Below are 15413 nucleotides of genomic sequence, written 5' to 3' on the forward strand. Positions count from 1 at the left end.
CGACGACCGCTGCGCCCCCCACGACGGCGACCAGAAGCTCGGGCGAGAAGTTGGACACTCAGACCGCCCTCGGTTCGCGTTTCAGCCGCTCGGCCAGCGCGAGCAGGGAGGGCGTGAGCACCGCCCAGACGGCGCCGATGACCGCGAGGCTCAGCAGGGCGCTGCCATTCAGATCGACGGCATGCCAGACGTGCGCGGCCACCCAGTAGGCGAGGGGGCCGCCGATCAGGCCGAGCAGCACGGCCAGCACGGGCCGACGCTTGAGTGCATCCATCGAGTGGTTCAGGGTGAGAGCGAAAGCCACCCACAGGGCGACGATCCAGATCGGGGCCGCAGACTCCCAGGGCACGGGCGTCTCGAACACCAGCAGGCCGCCCAGCACGAGGGCGGTGTCGACCAGGAAACCGGCGACCGCGGCGATGGCCATGAGCTTCAGATCCGCGCGCGGCGCCGGTGACAGCGGGACCTGCCAGGCGGCGAACAGGGCTGCCGCGACCGGACCTGCCCACCACAGACCCTGTGCCGCGCCGCCGACGGTCACCATCCAGACCAGCTGGAAGCAGACGAGGTTGGCCAGCAGCTTCATGCGTGCAGCTGCGGCGCGCGGGCGCCGTGCAGATCAGGCAGGTACTCGGCGCGCTGGCAGCGCGGCGCGGTCAGCAGCAGCTGGACGTCGCCGATCGAGCGCTCGATAAAGCCGCCCTCGCAGTAGCAGAGGTAGAACTCCCACATGCGGATGAAGCGCTCCGGGTAGCCCAGGGCGCGCACTTCATCGAGCCGGGCGAGGAAGCGCTGTCGCCAGTGGCGCAGGGTCAGCGCGTAGCTCGGGCCGATGTCCTCGAGGTTGTAGAGCTTGAGATCGGTCGAGCGCGCGATCGCGCCCTGCATGGCGTGGATCGAAGGGATGAAGCTGCCGGGGAAGATGAAGCGCTTGATGAAGTCCACCGACTTCAGTGCGACCTCGTAGCGGTGGTCCTCGATGGTGATGGCCTGGATCAGGGCCATGCCATCGTCCTTGAGCAGGCTGCGGACCTTGGCGAAGTAGGTGTCGAGGTACTGGTGGCCGATCGCCTCGATCATCTCGATCGAGACCAGCTTGTCGTAGCTGCCGGTGAGGTCGCGGTAGTCGGACAGCAGCACGGTGATGCGGTCCGAGAGACCGGCTTCGGCGATACGCGCCAGTGCCAGCTCGCGCTGCTCCTTTGAGAGCGTGGTGGTGGTGACATGCACGCCGTAGTGCCGGGCCGCATGGATTGCGAAGCCGCCCCAGCCGGTACCGATCTCGACCACGCGCTCGCCGGGCTTGAGGTCCAGCTTCTGGCAGATTCGGTCGAGCTTGCGGGTAGAGGCGATCTCCAGAGCTTCGGCGGGGTCGTCGAACACCGCCGAGCTGTACATCAGCTTGTCGCAGAGAAACAGCTTGAACAACTCGTTGCCGAGGTCGTAGTGCGCCGCGATGTTGCGGCGGCTGCCCGCGCGCGTGTTTCGCTGCAGGGCGTGCCAGGCCTTGAGCGCCCAGCCGCCGAGACGCGCCAGACCGCCCTCCACGGCGTCGAGCAGATCGCGGTTGATCACCAGGATGCGCACCAGGGTGACCAGGTCGCTGCACTGCCAGTGACCATCCATGTAGGACTCGCCGGCGCCGACCGAGCCCTGGGCCGCGACCATGCGGTAGAAGGCCGGGTCGAAAATGCGGATGCGGCAGCGCAGAGTCTCGCGGCCCTCGACCGCGTGGCCGAGCTTGACCTGGCCTTCGGCGTCCTCGACCACCAGCTCGCACTCGCGCAGGCCCGCCAGTCGGCCCAGCAGCTGGGCGCGCAGGCGGCGATCGAGGCCCTTCAGGGCGGCCATCGGCAAGGCTTCAAGCTGGCTGCCCAAGGGTTCGCCGGAATAGAGCGTGCTGGCTTCGGTGCGGGAATTCATGCGGGCATCGGCCGGAAGCTGCGGAAGTGGGCGACAGCCTGCACGCCCCGGCGTCGACTGCGCGTCATCACGAATGTGTTTTGTTGGGGTGATCGTAGACCGGGTTGCGTTTCAACCACAGCCGCAGGGCCTGCCAATGAATCGCGAAGACGACCTTCGCCGTCATCCAGGGGTGACGCAGCAGGCAGCCGGCCAGCGTCGCCGCGGACAGTGGGCGCCTTTGCAGGGTGAGGGTGGCGTCAAAGTCGCGGCCGTCCGCCCGCTCGATGTTCATGTGCACGAACAGGCGTTCGTCCGGCGCGTTGAAGCGCCAGTCGTAGCCGCGATCCATGGGCATGAAGGGCGAGACGTGGAAGCGCTTGTCGAAGCGCCAGCGCCATTGGTCTGCGGGCAGCGCGGCCTCGATTTCGCCGTGAGTGCCGGCTTCGGCGCCGTCGATCGGCAGCACGTAGCTGTGCCGCTCCTTCCAGGGCGTGTTGGTGATCTCGGCGACGATGCCCTCCAGCGTTTCGCCGTCGGCCTTGAAGCAGTAGTAGAAGCTGACCGGGTTGAAGCTGTAGCCGAAGTAGCGCAGATGGGTCAGCAGGCGGATCGGGCCTTCGGGGCGGTGGCCGGTGACTTCGGCATAGCGGCGGCGTACCGCCTCGTCCAGCGGTACCGATGCATCGCCGAGGTAGTCCTCGCGATGGAAGGCGGCCACGTTGCGACGCCCCACCGACCACAGCCAGCGCCCGGCGAACACGCGCTCAAGCTCGCCGAGGTCGAGATAGAGCATGAACAGCGGATAGCGGAAGGCGTGCGGGTGCGGCGCGTGCCGCCGGTGCTGCACCTGGCCGACATAGACCGCGCTGGCCAGCGGTCGCGTGTCGGCATCCGGTTTCATTGCGGCCAGCGCACGCCCAGCGCGCGCACCACGTCGATCGCCGAGCGGATGCCGTCCTCGTGGAAGCCCCAGCCCCAGTAGGCGCCGGCGTACCAGATGCGGTCGACGCCGTTGATCTCGCCGCGGCGCGCTTGTGCCGCGACGCTGGCATGGGTGTACTCGGGATGCGCATAGCGCATGCGCGCGATGATTTTGGCGGGGTCGATCGCGGCCGTGCGGTTCAAGGTGACCACAAAGGGCTCGCGCGATGTCAGGCCCTGCAGCAGGTTCATGCAGTAGCTGACCGTGCAGTCGGCGCTGGGCTCGGCCGGGATGTGGGCGTTCCAGGCGGCCCAGGCGCGCGGGTTCTTCGGCAGCAGACGCGCGTCGGTGTGCAGCACGGTCTCGTTGGGCTGATAGCGGATCGCGCCCAGCACCTCGCGCTCGCGCTCGCTCGGCTGATCCAGCAGCTTCAGCGCCTGATCGCTGTGGCAGGCCAGCACGACCTGGTCGAAGGTCTCGGCATAGTGCGGGGTGGTAATCTCGACGCCGCCCTCGACCCGGCGCACCGACTGCACCGCCGACGACAAGCGGGCCTCGACGCGCCAGCGGCTTTCGAGCGCGCGGATGTAGGCGCTGGAGCCGCCCTTGACCACCCGCCAGGTCGGGCGCGCGCCGGCGCTCAGCATGTGGTGGTTGGCCATGAACTGCACCAGATACCGCGCCGGAAACTGCAGCACGCGGTCCGACGGCGAGCTCCAGAGCGCCGAGGCCATCGGAATCAGGTGTTCGTCGATGAACATCGACGAGTAGCGGTGCTCGCGCAGGTAGTCGCCCAGCGCCGGGCCCTGCGCGTCGCCCTGCAGCAGGGCCGGTGACTCGCGGTAGAAACGCAGGATGTCCGCCACCATGCGGTAGAAGCGTGGCCGCAGCAGGTTGCGACGCTGGCAGAACAAGCCGTTCAGGGTGCCGGCGTTGTATTCGAGCCCCGTGCGCTCGCTGTGCACCGAGAAGCTCATCGTCGTCGGCTGCGTCTCCACCCCCAGCTCGCGGAACATCGCGGTGAGCAGCGGATAGTTCTCGGGGTTGTGGACGATGAAGCCCGAGTCGACCTGGAAGCTGCGGCCCTCGCGTTCAACGGTGTGCGTATGGGTGTGGCCGCCCAAGCGCGAATCCGCCTCGAACAGCACCACCGAATGCTCGCGCGCGAGCTGCCAGGCCGTCGCCATGCCGGCGATGCCGGATCCCACCACTGCAATGCGCATGTCAGTCCTTGCCGCGCTTCAAGCCCGCAGGCACGGGCTTCAGGTCCCAGACCAGACCCAGCCAGGTCATCAGCTTGAGGCCGTAGTAGGTCAGATCGATTTCCCACCAGCGGAAGCCCTGGCGCGCCGAGCCGGGGAAGTGGTGGTGGTTGTTGTGCCAGCCTTCTCCGAAAGTCAGCAGGGCCAGCCACCAGTTGTTGCGGCTGTTGTCGCGCGTCTCGAAGCGGCGGCTGCCGATCTGGTGCGCCAGCGAGTTGATGGTGACGGTGGCGTGGAAGAGCACCACGGTCGACACGAAGAAGCCCCAGATCAGGAGCTGCGGGCCGCTGGTCCCGAGCCCCGGCGCGGCCGTCTCAAGCCAGCCACCGAGCAGGAACAGCGCGGTCGCCAGCGCCACCGGCATGAGCACGTCGAAGCGGTCGATCAGGCGAAGTTCGGGATACTTGGCGAGGTCGCCGATCGCGCCGGTGTCGGTGCCGAAGGCGCCACGCGTCAGGAACCAGCCCATGTGCGAACGGAAGAACCCGTGCTGCACCGGCGAGTGCAGGTCGCCCGGCTGGTCGGAATGGCGATGGTGGTGGCGATGATGGGCGGCCCACCACAGCGGCCCGCGCTGCACGCTCATCGCGCCAATCACGGCGAACACGAACTGCATCGGCCGCGAGGTCTTGAAGGCCTTGTGCGAGAAGTAGCGGTGGTAGAAGCCGGTGATCGCGAACATGCGCAGCGCATACAGGCCGGCGGCGACCGCCACTGCGAACCAGGACACGCCGACCCAGATCACGCCGAAGCAGGCCAGATGCAGGCCGATGAAGGGCACCACGCGCAGCCAGTCGATGCGGTCGGGATCGCCGGCATCGGCCGGCTGCACGCTGTTGTCGAACCAGCGGACGAGGGCAGCGATCGGAGCGGGCAGGGTGCGCGACTGGGGCGCCGGATCGGGCGTGGGCATTTCGGACATGGGCGCGATTGTGGGGGTGATCGGTGATTTCGCAGTGAATCGCGACGCGATTGCATCTGGCTGGGGCACACTGGTGGGCCCTGACCTGCGGCTCTACGCGCCCAGCGCCTACGCTGGATGCAAACGCTCTGCCACTGCGCGATGTCTGTCCAGCCCCCTCGTTCCCCCCGCTACGGTCTTGCCCGTGTCCTGTCCAAGCGTGGCCTGTGCTCGCGCTCCGAGGCCGAGCGCTGGGTGCGCGCCGGTCGCGTGACCGTGCGCGGGCGTGTGGTGACGGACCCGGAGTCGCCGACGGCGCTGGACGAGCCGCGAATCGTCGTCGACGGTGGGCAGGCGCAGAGCGCCGAGCGCATCTATCTGGCCCTGAACAAGCCGCGCGGGCTGGTCACCACGGCGCGCGACGAACGCGGTCGCGAGACCGTCTACCGCTGCCTTGAGGGGCTGGGGCTGCCTTGGGTGGCGCCGGCCGGGCGTCTCGACCAGGCCAGCGAGGGCCTGCTGGTGCTGAGTAACGATCCCGCCTTCAACGCCGCTCTGACCGAGCCCCGCACGCCGCTGCACAAGACTTACCGGGTGCAGGTCGAAGGCCAGCCGGCCGCGGGCCTGCTGGCACGCCTGCGCTCGGGCATTGATGACGCCGGCGAACGCCTGTCCGCAGTGTCGATCGAGTTGATGCGCCAAGGGCCGCGCAACGCCTGGCTGGAGGTCGTCCTCGACGAAGGTCGCAACCGCCACATCCGCCGCCTGCTGGCCGCCGGCGGGCTGCCGGTGCTGCGCCTGATGCGGGTGGCGATCGGGCCGCTGGCGCTGGGTGAGCTGGCCAAGGGCGCGGTGCGCAGGCTGGCCGAGGAGGAAGTTGACGCCCTGCGCCGCGCCGCGGGGGCGGGCTGAGCATGGCGGTCGCGCCCGTCAGCTTCCGCGAAGCTCTGGCTGTCTGGTGGCGCATCGGTTGGCTGAGCTTCGGCGGGCCGGCTGGGCAGATCGCCCTGATGCATCGCCTGCTGGTCGAGGAAAAGCGCTGGATCGACGAAGCGCGCTTCCTGCACGCGCTGAACTACTGCATGTTGCTGCCCGGCCCCGAGGCCCAGCAGCTCGCGACCTATGTCGGCTGGCTGCTGCACGGCGTGCGCGGCGGCCTTTTGGCCGGACTGCTGTTCATCCTTCCCGGGGCGCTGGCGATCCTCGCACTGTCCTTTGTCTACGTGCTGCTCGGCGAAGTCGCGGTGGTCGACGGCCTGTTCTTCGGTCTGAAGGCGGCGGTGCTGGCCCTGGTGCTGCAGGCCCTGATCCGATTGGCCCAGCGCACGCTGCGCGCGGCCCTGCCGATCGCTATGGCAGTCGCCGCCTTCATCGCCCTGGTCGTGTTCGACGCGCCGTTTCCGTTCGTGGTGCTGGCTGCCGGCGCGCTGGGCATGCTGAGTGCTGGGTATTGGCGGTCAGTCGGTCATGGCGATGACGAGCACGCCCTGCACGACGTGCAGCACCCGGGCACCCTGCGCGCCGCTGTGCTCTGCGCATTGCTGTGGTTGCTGACGATTGGCGGCCTGCTATGGACGCTGGGTGGCGAGCATGTCTTCAGTCGCATCGCCCTGTTCTTCTCGCAGATGGCGGTGGTGAGCTTCGGTGGTGCGTATGCGGTGCTGGCCTACGTCGCCCAGCAGGGCGTCGAGGTTTTCGGCTGGCTGCAGCCGGGCGAGATGATCGACGGCCTGGGCCTCGCCGAAACCACGCCGGGTCCCTTGATTCTTGTCACCCAGTTCGTTGGTTTTCTTGCCGCTTTTCGCGAAGCCACGGGCTTGCCGCCGCTGCTGGCTGCCACCCTGGGCGCGCTGTTGACCACCTGGGTGACCTTCCTGCCCAGCTTCGTCTGGATTTTCGCCGGCGCGCCCCATGTCGAACGCCTGCGCGGGCGGCCGCGCCTTGGTGCCGCGCTGGCGGCGATCAGCGCCGCCGTGGTCGGTGTCATCGCCAAGCTGGCCCTGTGGTTCGCGCTCAATACCCTGTTCGCCGAGCGTGTGCGGGTAGAGACCGGGCCGGTTGACCTGCTGCTGCCGGTGACGGGCAGCCTGCAGCCGATGGCGCTGGCGCTGGCCGTGATCGCCGTCCTGCTGGTGTTCGTCGCCAAGCGCGGCGTGTTCACTGTGCTCGGGGTCTGCGCCGCGCTGGGCATCGCCCTGCAGCTCGCCGGTCTGGACTGAGCCCGCCAGCGGCATACTGCGCGCCCATGCTCACCGATCGCTCCCTCCCGGGTTTCCTGCGTTTGCTCACCGATCTGCGCTGGCTGGCGGTGGCCGGCCAGCCGCTCGCGATCGTGGTGGCGATCAGCGGCATGGACATGCCCTTCGCGCCGCCGCCGCTGTGGGCCGGCGTGGCGGTGCTGATCCTGTTCAACAGCTGGGCGCAGTGGCGCTGCAATCGCGGGCTGGCGCGCTCGCCGTTCGAACTGGCCCTGCATTTGGCGGTGGATCTCGGCGTGCTGACCTGGCAGCTGTACTGGAGTGCCGGCACCGCCAACCCTTTCGTGTCGCTCTACCTGGTGCCGATCGCGCTGGTGGCGGTCGCGCTTCCGCTGCGCTGGGTGCTGGCGGTGGGGCTGTCGGCCTGCGTGGCCTACCTGCTGCTCGCCCTGTTCGCGCCGGGCTGGCCGCATATGCACGGTGCCCGCGCCCTGCAGCTCGACCTGCACCTGTGGGGCATGGCGATCAACTTCCTGCTGAGCGCCCTGCTGTTCGCAGTCGCCCTGCGCTACCTCGGCAACATGCTGCGCGAGCGCGAGCGCGAGCTCTCGCGCCTGCGCGAGCGGTCGGCGCGCAACGAGGGCATCCTCGCGCTGGGCGCACACGCCGCGGCCCTGGCGCATGCCCTGAACACGCCGCTCGGCAGCATGCAGCTGATCCTCGACGATCTCGAGCATGCGCCCGACGATGCCGAGGCGCGGGAGGATCTGCGCACCCTGCGCCAGCTGGCTGGCGAGTGCCGCGCCCGCGTGCAGTCATTGGTCGCGCAGGCGCAGAGCCTCGATGCCCGGCCGCTGCCCGCGGGCGAGTTCTTCGGCGAGGTCATCGAGCGCTGGCGCCTGCTGCGGCCTGCGCTGCGCCTGCAGGCGACCGGTCTCGATGCGGTGTCGACACCAATCCGCCCCGAGCCGCTGCTGGAGCATCTGCTGCTGGCCCTGCTCAACAACGCAGCCGACGCCTCGGTCGAGGCCGGCGAGGATCGCATCGAGATCGCGCTCGCGCTGGAGGGCGACACGCTGCAACTCGCGGTGCGTGACCACGGAGCGGGGCTGGATTCCGCCACCGCGCGTCGCCTGCAGGCCCTGTTCGAGACCACCAAGCCGCAGGGCCTGGGTCTGGGGCTCGCGCTGTCGCATGCGACGGTCGAACACTTCGGCGGCCACCTTGCCCTGCACCCGCACCCACAGGGTGGCAGCGTGGTCGACGTGCAGCTGCCGCTGGCGGCGCTGGCCGATTCCGCAGCGGTGACGGGAGGCACCGACGCATGACTGATGAAGCCGCCCTGCTGGTGGAGGATGACCCGGTGTTCGGCCGCAGCCTGTCGCGCGCTTTGGAAAAGCGCGGCCTGCGCTGCGTCTGGGTGCAGGACGCAGCGCAGGCCTTGCAGCGCGCGTCGAGCCAGCATTTCGACTACGCCGTGCTGGATCTGAAGCTGGGCAGCGAGAGCAGCCTGACCTTGATCGAGCCCTTGCGCGAAGCCTTGCCGGCGCTGCGCATCCTGCTGCTGACCGGCTATGCCAGCGTCGCCACGGCAGTCGATGCGATCAAGCGCGGGGCGATCAACTACCTGCCCAAACCGGCCAGTGCCGACGCCATCCTGCGCGCGCTGCGCGGCGAGGACGCCGACGCGCCGCCGCCCGCCCCCGAGCAGATGACACCCCTTGCGCGCATCGAGTGGGAGCACATCCAGCAGGCCTTGCACGAAACCGAAGGCAACCTCTCCGCCGCTGCCCGCCTGCTTGGCATGCACCGGCGCAGCCTGCAGCGAAAGCTGGCCAAGCGGCCGGGGCCTGGCGGCTGAGCGTCTCTCGGCAGTCGCCCTTGTCAGCCACTCAAGAGTGGCTGACAAGGGCGACGCGAGATCAGAACCGGTATTCCCAGCCCAGCCGCAGACTCCGGCCCGGTTCGTTGACCTGCACTGGCGTCGGGTTGAAGGGGTCCTGGTTGGCGCGATTCAGGTGTTCGGCATAGGCGCGGTCGAACACATTGTCGAGGCCGATGCGCAGGCGCTGCGCGCCGCGCTCCAGCGTCCAGCCCAGATCGAGCACGGCCCAGCCGGGCGTCCGCCGGGCGTCGAGGCCGCTGCCCGTTTCGGTGCTGGCATCCACGCGGTCCTGACGATCGGCACCGCGCAGGCGTGCGCTGAACTCGCCGAGTGAAGTGGATTGGCGAACGCCGAGCGCGACCGACAGCGGCGCAATCTGCGCCAGCGCGCGTCCGTCGCTGCGGTTCTCGCCGCGGACGTAGTCCAGCTGGGCGTCGATGCGGAGGCCGGAGTCGAGCGTCCATTCGGCCTCGAACTCGGCGCCATGCAGCTCGGCATCGACGTTGCGGTAGACGCTGGCGCCATCGGCCAGCACCAGGCCCGGCTGGCCGCGCGCGCGATCACGCAGGATGTAGTCATCCACACGATCGAGGTAGGCAACGAGGCTGTAGCGCGCGGCCTCGGACTGCCAGATCAGGCCGGCATCGAACTGCTGGTGGAGTTCGTTGGCCAGCTGCGGATTGCCGATCCAGCGCGCAGGGCCGGCGCCGCTCGTCGAGGCGATGTAGCGCTCCGTGCTGTCGGCCGCACGCACCGAGCGGCTGAGACCCGCGAACAGCTGCAGGCGCGCGTTGAGCGCATGGTCGAAGCGCAGCAGGGCGCCCAGGCCATCATCCTCGAAGCCTGTCGCGCTTACGCCGTAGTAGCTGCGATAGAAATCCGCGGGCGCCGCGATGCTCATGTTGACGCGCTCGCCCGCGCGCAGCGCATCCGCGTCGAAGCGGTCGAGGCGGAGGCCGGCGGTGAGCTGGGTGTCCGCGGACAGCGGGCCCTGCGCTTCGATGAATAGGCCGCGGCGCTGCAGTTCGGCCTGCGGCCACAGCAGGGCGTTGCGCATCGTGAGCGTGTCCGGATTCATCCCGGCCGAGCGGATCGCCAGCCGCTCAAGCTTGGCCTGCTGCAGTCCGATTTCCAGATTCCAGCCGGCGATCGCGAACTCGGCCGCAAGCTCCAGGCCCGAGCTGTCGGCGCTGGCCGGTACGCGCATGAACATGCCGGTCTGCTGACGCAGCGAGAAGTTGTCCATCACGTGGTCGACCTCGGCCGACCACGCGCTGGCGCGCAGCGAGGCGCCACCGAGTTTGGCGTAGTGCGCGAGCTTCCAGGCGCCGAGGCGGTCCTTGGGGGCGTCCATGCCGGCGCCGGCGTAGAGCACGTCGCGGGTGTCGTTGTAGTCGAGGTTCAGCTCGCTGCGCTGGGCCTCGCTCCAGGTCTGGCCGAGCAACAGGCTCACTGCATCGCGCGCCAGGGCAGAGCGCACTGCGCTGCCGGCACCGTCCTCGTAGCTTTCCCGATCCTCGCGGCTGGCAAGCACGCGCCAGGCCGTGCCGCCCCGGGCGCCGCCGACGTCCGCGGCAGCCTGCCAGAACTCGGCGTTGTCGCCGGCATTGAGGGCGATGCGGCCCTCGAGACCCTGCGCCTCCCAGGGCAGCCGGCGCTCGATCAGGATCGCGCCACCGCTGCCGCCTGGGCCGTTGCGCAGGCTCTGCACGCCTTTCTGCACGGTGACCCGATCAATTGCGGAGGGCTGGGCGAATGCGGTCGGCGGGTCCATGCGGTTCGGGCAGGCGCCGTGCAGCTCCATGCCGTCGAGGCGCACGTTGATCTGGCCCTGGCTCTGGCCGCGGATCGAGGGCTCCAGCCCGTGTCCTCCCATGCGCGAGGCGGCGAGGCCGCTGATGCCACGCAGCACTTCAGCGAGATCAGCGGCGGCGCCCTGGCTCAAGGCATCGCGATCCAGCGCGGGCTCCGCCGGTGAAGGTGGCAGCGCGCCGAGCACCACCACGTTCGGCAGGCGGGTGCGCTGGCTGGCATCGGCGAAGGCGGCGGGCAGCATGGCAAGGGCGACGGCGGCGGCAAGCAGGCGGGGGGACGGGGACATCGCGGCATGGTCCAGGAGGGGAGCCGCGATTGTCCCGGCGCGCGTGGAGCCGCCGGGAGTGACCGAATGTCGCACCCCCGCCGATCCCTGTGCCTGTCTGCGCCATGCGCCCGCATCCACCGGCTGCGGCTAGAGTGTCGGCATCCACGCTGGCGATCGAGACTGCCGCGCATGTACAACATGCTTCCTGCCGACTACTCCGCCTACGTCAGCGCGCTCGGCCTGGGCCTGTTGATCGGCATCGTCCGCGAGCGCCAGCGCGACAGCCAGCAGAAGATCGCCGCCGGCATGCGTACGCACACACTGGCGGCGCTCGCCGGCGCGGTCGGCTGGCAGCTCGGGCTGCCGGTGTTCGCCATCGCCCTGGCCGCGATCGCCCTGCTTGCTTTCGGCAGCTATCGCCTGAACCCGCCGACGTCGCCGGGCCTGACCGGCGAGGTCGCGCTGGTCCTGACCACTCTGCTGGGCGGGCTGGCTCAGCGGCAGCCCGAGCTGGCTGCCGCACTGGCCGTGCTGGTGGCCCTTCTGCTGCAGTCGCGCGCGGCCTTGCATCGCTTCAGCCGAGAGCTGATCAGCGAGGCCGAGGTGCGCGACGGCCTGCTGCTGCTCGCCGCCGTGCTGCTGGTGCTGCCGCTGCTGCCGAATGCGCCGGTCGGGCCCTACGGCGTCTTGAACCCCGCGAAGCTGTGGCAACTGGTCGTGCTGGTGATGGCCATCAGCGCTCTCGGCCATATCGCTCTGCGCCTCGTCGGCAGCCGTTTCGGTCTGCCCTTGGCCGGGTTCTTCGCTGGCTTCGTCAGCAGCACCGCGGCCATCGCCGGCTTCGGCCAGCGCCTTCGCGCGCAGCCCGAGCTGCAGCCGTCCTGCGTGGCGGCCGCGCAGGCTGCGGCACTGGCCTCGCTGATGCTGGCCTTGCCGGTGTTGGGCACCGTGTCAGCCAGCTATCTGGCCCTGGTGCTGCCACAGCTGCTGGCTTTCGGCGCCGTACTGGCGCTGGCGGTGCTGCTCGGCCTGCGCGGCAACGGGGTGGATCCCGGTGCAGCGATGCCAACGGCGGCCTCGCGCATGTTCAGCCTGAGCCATGCGCTGGTCTTCGCTGCCCTCATCGCCGGGGTGCTGCTGCTCTCGGCTTTCCTGCAGCAGCGCTACGGCAGCGCCGGCGCGCTGTTGACCTCGGCGATCGCGGCGCTGGTGGAACTGCATGCGGCGATGGCCTCGATCGCCCAGCTGGGCGCCAGCGGTGCGCTCGACGAAACCCTTGCCGAATGGGCGCTGCAGGGCGTGCTGCTGTCGAGTGTGATCGCCCGCGCTGCGGTGGCCTTCACCGCCGGCGGACGCGCCTACGGGCTGCGTGTTGGCGGCCTGTTGCTGCTCGCCTGGCTGGCCGCTGCGCTGGCGGTACTGCTGTAGAGCCCCGTGACCTTTCAGTGCGGCGGCGGCCTGCGCCCGTGTCCCGCACGGACGCAGGCCGCCTGCTCGTCCTACTGCACGCGGAAGCTCACGTCGTCGAGGTAGACGTAGACGTCGTAACTGGTCTGCGCGCGGGTGATCACCACGCTGTCGAGGGTGACGCTGCTTGCGCTGAGGGCGCCGTTGCCGCCGACCCAGGCCGACCACTGCGCGGCGTCGTCGAGCGCGACCTCATGGAAGGTCCAGGTGTTCGGCGAGAGCGCGCGCGCCGTCGACAGCTCGGTGCCGTCGCTGTCATCGACGAGGAACTGCACGCTGACGCCGCTGGCGCCGGTGTAAAACCAGGCGCCAAGGCGTCCGCCTGCCCGCTGCAGGGCCGCATTGCTGGCCGGTGCGCCGCCGCCGGAGAGCAGGCGCACGAACCAGGCGGCGCTGCTGCTGGGGTTGTCGCGCAGGAACACCTGCAGGCCCCAGCTGCCGTTGCGGGCCTGGATGTTCGAGCGCTGTGCGGTCGACGAGGTGGCAATGCCGACCGTGCTGCCGGACAGCGTCGGCGCGCTGCCGAAGCGGCCGACCGAGGCTTCGAAACTGTCGAGCACGCGGGCGGCGGGCGGCGGGGGCGGCGTCGTGCTGCTGAGGCGCTGCACCAGGGTCGGCAGCCAGGGCAGCAGCAGGCCGGGGCAGGTATTGCTGGTGTGGCCGGACCACTCCTTGTGGCCTAGCACGTTGCTGCGGCTCTTGGGGATGCCGTAGCGGTTGACCACCCAGCGGCTGATGTCGGTGAGCGCGCTGAGCTGCGACTCGCGCGGCGAGAAGTTCACGAAGGTGCCGACCACGCTGATGCCGACGTTGTTGGTGTTGTGGTTGCCTACGTGGGCGCCGGTGCGGTCGGGGTCGCGGCCCTCGTAGACCTTGCCGTCGATACCCACCGTGTAGTGGTAGCCGAAGTCGCACCAGCCGTTGGTGTCGATGTGGTAGGCCTGCATCTGGCGCATGCGCGCGGCCGGCGTGATCGAGTCGTTGTTCGGCGTGGCGGTGTGGTGGATGGTGAGGAAGCGCGGGCTGTGGGTGCTGCCGCAGGCGCCGGTGGCGCGGGCGCCCCAGGACGCGCGCGAGATCACGCCGGGCGCCAGCGGCGCCTTGGCGCTGGCGGTCTCGAAGGGCAGGTCGCGTGCCAGCACGCCGCGCTTGGGCGGTGCTTCGGTCAGCGGTTCGGCCTGCAGGAAAGCGAGTTGCGATTTTCCGCGCTGCAGCTCCACGCGCTGCGCCGGGCGCGGCAGCAGGATGCGGCCGACGTGGGCCGCACCTTCCGACCAGGTGATCTCGACACCGCCGGCATCGAGGGCCTTGCCGCGGGCGTCGTAGGACACCCAGCGCAGCGCGTGCACGCCCTTGCCGTCGAGCTTCAGGCCGACGCCGTGCAGCGTGGTTCCGGTCGCAGCCTCGACGCGTCCGCCGTCGGCGAAGAACGCCTCAAGGCCCTCGGCGAGCACCGAGATCTCGTCGCCGTCCACGTAATAGGGCGTTTCCGCGGCGCGGCCGCTCTGCAGCGATTCCTGAAGCAGCCAGGGCAGCTGCCACTGCTTGAGCGGGTCCTCGGCCCCGACGTCGGCTTCCTGTGCGGTGGCCCAGAGCGGCGCGCCCAAGGTCAGGGCGACGAGGCCTGCGCGCAGGTAGGCCTGCGCGGCGTGGCAGCCGCGGTTGTTCTGGTTTGGCATGGTGCGTGTTCTCCCCGATTGTCGATGCGGGATGCCCGTCGCGGGCGTCCCCGTGCATGGCTGCCCCCCAGCAGCCCTCTCTTGCCAGCGCTTGTTGTACTGGCGGCGGAACCATGTCGGCGGTCTTGCGGAATGTCAACGCACATGACGTTGCATGGGGCGACAGACATCGGACGGCGCCAGCGCAGGGCAGGGAGCGCTGGCCCAGCGCGCGGATCTTGGGAGGGGCTGGCTGACCGGCGCTTCGCGTGGGCGGTCAAGCTCTCCGCAGCCCGATCCACCCGGGTTTGGCGCGATGAACTGTGCGTTCGTTCGCGTTCTGGCGCATCGCGCTTGCGTTGCCGCGCGGCACGGCCGAGCATCGCGGGCCGGTCTTCGCTGTACCCCTTCGTGCCCAGAGGTTGCTGTCATGTCGATTCACGGTGAGCCCCTGGCACATCCTGCCGTCGACGGCGCTGTCGACGCCGTGCCGCGCCTGCGCGCGCAACTCGCGGCGTTCATGTGGATCTGCGCCGGCCTCGCGGCGAGCTCCGCCGCCTTCGCGCAGGCCACGGGCTGCGATGACCTGGCTGCGCTGGCGGTGACCCCGCGCGTCGACTACCACACGCAGATCCAGCCGATCTGGGAGATCCGCTGCTCCAACTGCCACGTCAATTTCGGCAGCGCGCCCGCCGCCGAACTCAGCCTGAACGCCGAGGATTCGTGGATCGAGCTGGTCGATATCCCCAGCGTGCAGGCTGCCGGTCGCACCCGCGTCCTGCCCGGCCAGGTCGCGGCCAGCTACCTGTTCGAGAAGATCAACTGCGAGCAGCCCGCTGTCGGCACGCGGATGCCGCGCGGCCGCATCGCCATTCCTCTCAGCGAGCAGGCGCTGATCCGCGACTGGATCCAGCAGGGCGCGCGCGAACTCACGCCGCCGCTGCTGTTCGCTGATGGTTTCGAGCCTCGGCCGACGGCGGCTGCGCCGGCGCGCTGAGGCCCGCAAGCCGGCCAGCAGGCACGAGAGCGGCTGGTCCTCAGGCGCGGCCCGCACAGACGCTCAGGACTTCCGGGACGCTCGCATGACGCGGCGGGCGCTATCTTGGTGGCCCTTTGGTTTCCCGCTGGAGTG

At 69.7% G+C, this 15413-nt stretch carries 13 protein-coding genes; 6 read left to right on the forward strand and 7 right to left on the reverse strand.

Annotated elements, in window-relative coordinates; translation table 11 throughout:
• Nucleotides 1–58 precede the first annotated feature (58 nt).
• The 5 genes from BLP83_RS14645 to BLP83_RS14665 form a co-directional block, all read right to left on the reverse strand.
• Nucleotides 59–586, reverse strand: a complete 528-nt coding sequence (locus BLP83_RS14645; protein WP_091244363.1) for a DUF2878 domain-containing protein — start codon at nucleotides 584–586, stop codon at nucleotides 59–61.
• Nucleotides 583–1851 (reverse strand): SAM-dependent methyltransferase, encoded by a 1269-nt coding sequence (locus BLP83_RS14650; protein WP_091244488.1) that lies wholly within the window; start codon nucleotides 1849–1851, stop codon nucleotides 583–585. The genes BLP83_RS14645 and BLP83_RS14650 overlap by 4 nt, the downstream gene beginning before the upstream one ends.
• Before the next feature lie 139 nt (nucleotides 1852–1990).
• Nucleotides 1991–2806: a DUF1365 domain-containing protein gene (locus BLP83_RS14655; protein ID WP_091244365.1), complete on the reverse strand. Its 816-nt coding sequence runs from the start codon at nucleotides 2804–2806 to the stop codon at nucleotides 1991–1993.
• Entirely contained in the window at nucleotides 2803–4050 is a 1248-nt protein-coding gene (locus BLP83_RS14660) for an NAD(P)/FAD-dependent oxidoreductase (protein WP_091244370.1), read from the reverse strand. The genes BLP83_RS14655 and BLP83_RS14660 overlap by 4 nt, the downstream gene beginning before the upstream one ends.
• A 1-nt stretch (nucleotide 4051) precedes the next feature.
• The gene (locus BLP83_RS14665) at nucleotides 4052–5002 is read right to left on the reverse strand and encodes an acyl-CoA desaturase (RefSeq protein WP_091244491.1); all 951 of its coding nucleotides are present in this window, start codon (nucleotides 5000–5002) and stop codon (nucleotides 4052–4054) included.
• Nucleotides 5003–5152: 150 nt separating this feature from the next.
• Here BLP83_RS14665 and BLP83_RS14670 point away from each other — a divergent pair, with 150 nt between their 5' ends.
• Genes BLP83_RS14670 through BLP83_RS14685 form a run of 4 tightly spaced genes read left to right on the forward strand, consistent with a single transcriptional unit; the run spans nucleotide 5153 to nucleotide 9049 of the window.
• Complete coding sequence (locus BLP83_RS14670) at nucleotides 5153–5902, forward strand: pseudouridine synthase (protein ID WP_091244373.1); 750 nt, start codon at nucleotides 5153–5155, stop codon at nucleotides 5900–5902.
• A gap of 2 nt (nucleotides 5903–5904) precedes the next feature.
• The gene (chrA, locus tag BLP83_RS14675; protein ID WP_091244376.1) at nucleotides 5905–7209 is read left to right on the forward strand and encodes a chromate efflux transporter; all 1305 of its coding nucleotides are present in this window, start codon (nucleotides 5905–5907) and stop codon (nucleotides 7207–7209) included.
• 26 nt (nucleotides 7210–7235) lie between these two features.
• Nucleotides 7236–8516, forward strand: coding sequence for an ATP-binding protein (locus BLP83_RS14680; protein ID WP_091244379.1), 1281 nt, complete (start codon nucleotides 7236–7238; stop codon nucleotides 8514–8516).
• On the forward strand, nucleotides 8513–9049 hold the full coding sequence (locus BLP83_RS14685) for a response regulator transcription factor (RefSeq protein WP_091244382.1): 537 nt from the start codon (nucleotides 8513–8515) through the stop codon (nucleotides 9047–9049). The genes BLP83_RS14680 and BLP83_RS14685 overlap by 4 nt, the downstream gene beginning before the upstream one ends.
• A gap of 61 nt (nucleotides 9050–9110) precedes the next feature.
• Here BLP83_RS14685 and BLP83_RS14690 read toward each other — a convergent pair whose 3' ends face one another.
• A complete protein-coding gene (locus BLP83_RS14690) occupies nucleotides 9111–11174 on the reverse strand; it encodes a TonB-dependent receptor domain-containing protein (RefSeq protein WP_091244385.1) in 2064 nt (687 codons plus the stop codon).
• 171 nt (nucleotides 11175–11345) lie between these two features.
• On the opposite strand from BLP83_RS14690, the gene BLP83_RS14695 reads away from it, so the two are divergent.
• The gene (locus BLP83_RS14695) at nucleotides 11346–12584 is read left to right on the forward strand and encodes an MgtC/SapB family protein (protein WP_176764219.1); all 1239 of its coding nucleotides are present in this window, start codon (nucleotides 11346–11348) and stop codon (nucleotides 12582–12584) included.
• Between the two features lie 71 nt (nucleotides 12585–12655).
• On the opposite strand, the gene BLP83_RS14700 is transcribed toward BLP83_RS14695, so the two are convergent.
• Nucleotides 12656–14302: a peptidoglycan recognition protein family protein gene (locus tag BLP83_RS14700; protein ID WP_091244391.1), complete on the reverse strand. Its 1647-nt coding sequence runs from the start codon at nucleotides 14300–14302 to the stop codon at nucleotides 12656–12658.
• A gap of 409 nt (nucleotides 14303–14711) precedes the next feature.
• Here BLP83_RS14700 and BLP83_RS14705 point away from each other — a divergent pair, with 409 nt between their 5' ends.
• Complete coding sequence (locus BLP83_RS14705) at nucleotides 14712–15278, forward strand: hypothetical protein (protein WP_091244394.1); 567 nt, start codon at nucleotides 14712–14714, stop codon at nucleotides 15276–15278.
• Nucleotides 15279–15413: the final 135 nt, after the last annotated feature.

The organism is Aquimonas voraii (genome assembly GCF_900101825.1).
GTDB classification, from domain to species: Bacteria; Pseudomonadota; Gammaproteobacteria; order Xanthomonadales; family Xanthomonadaceae; genus Aquimonas; species Aquimonas voraii.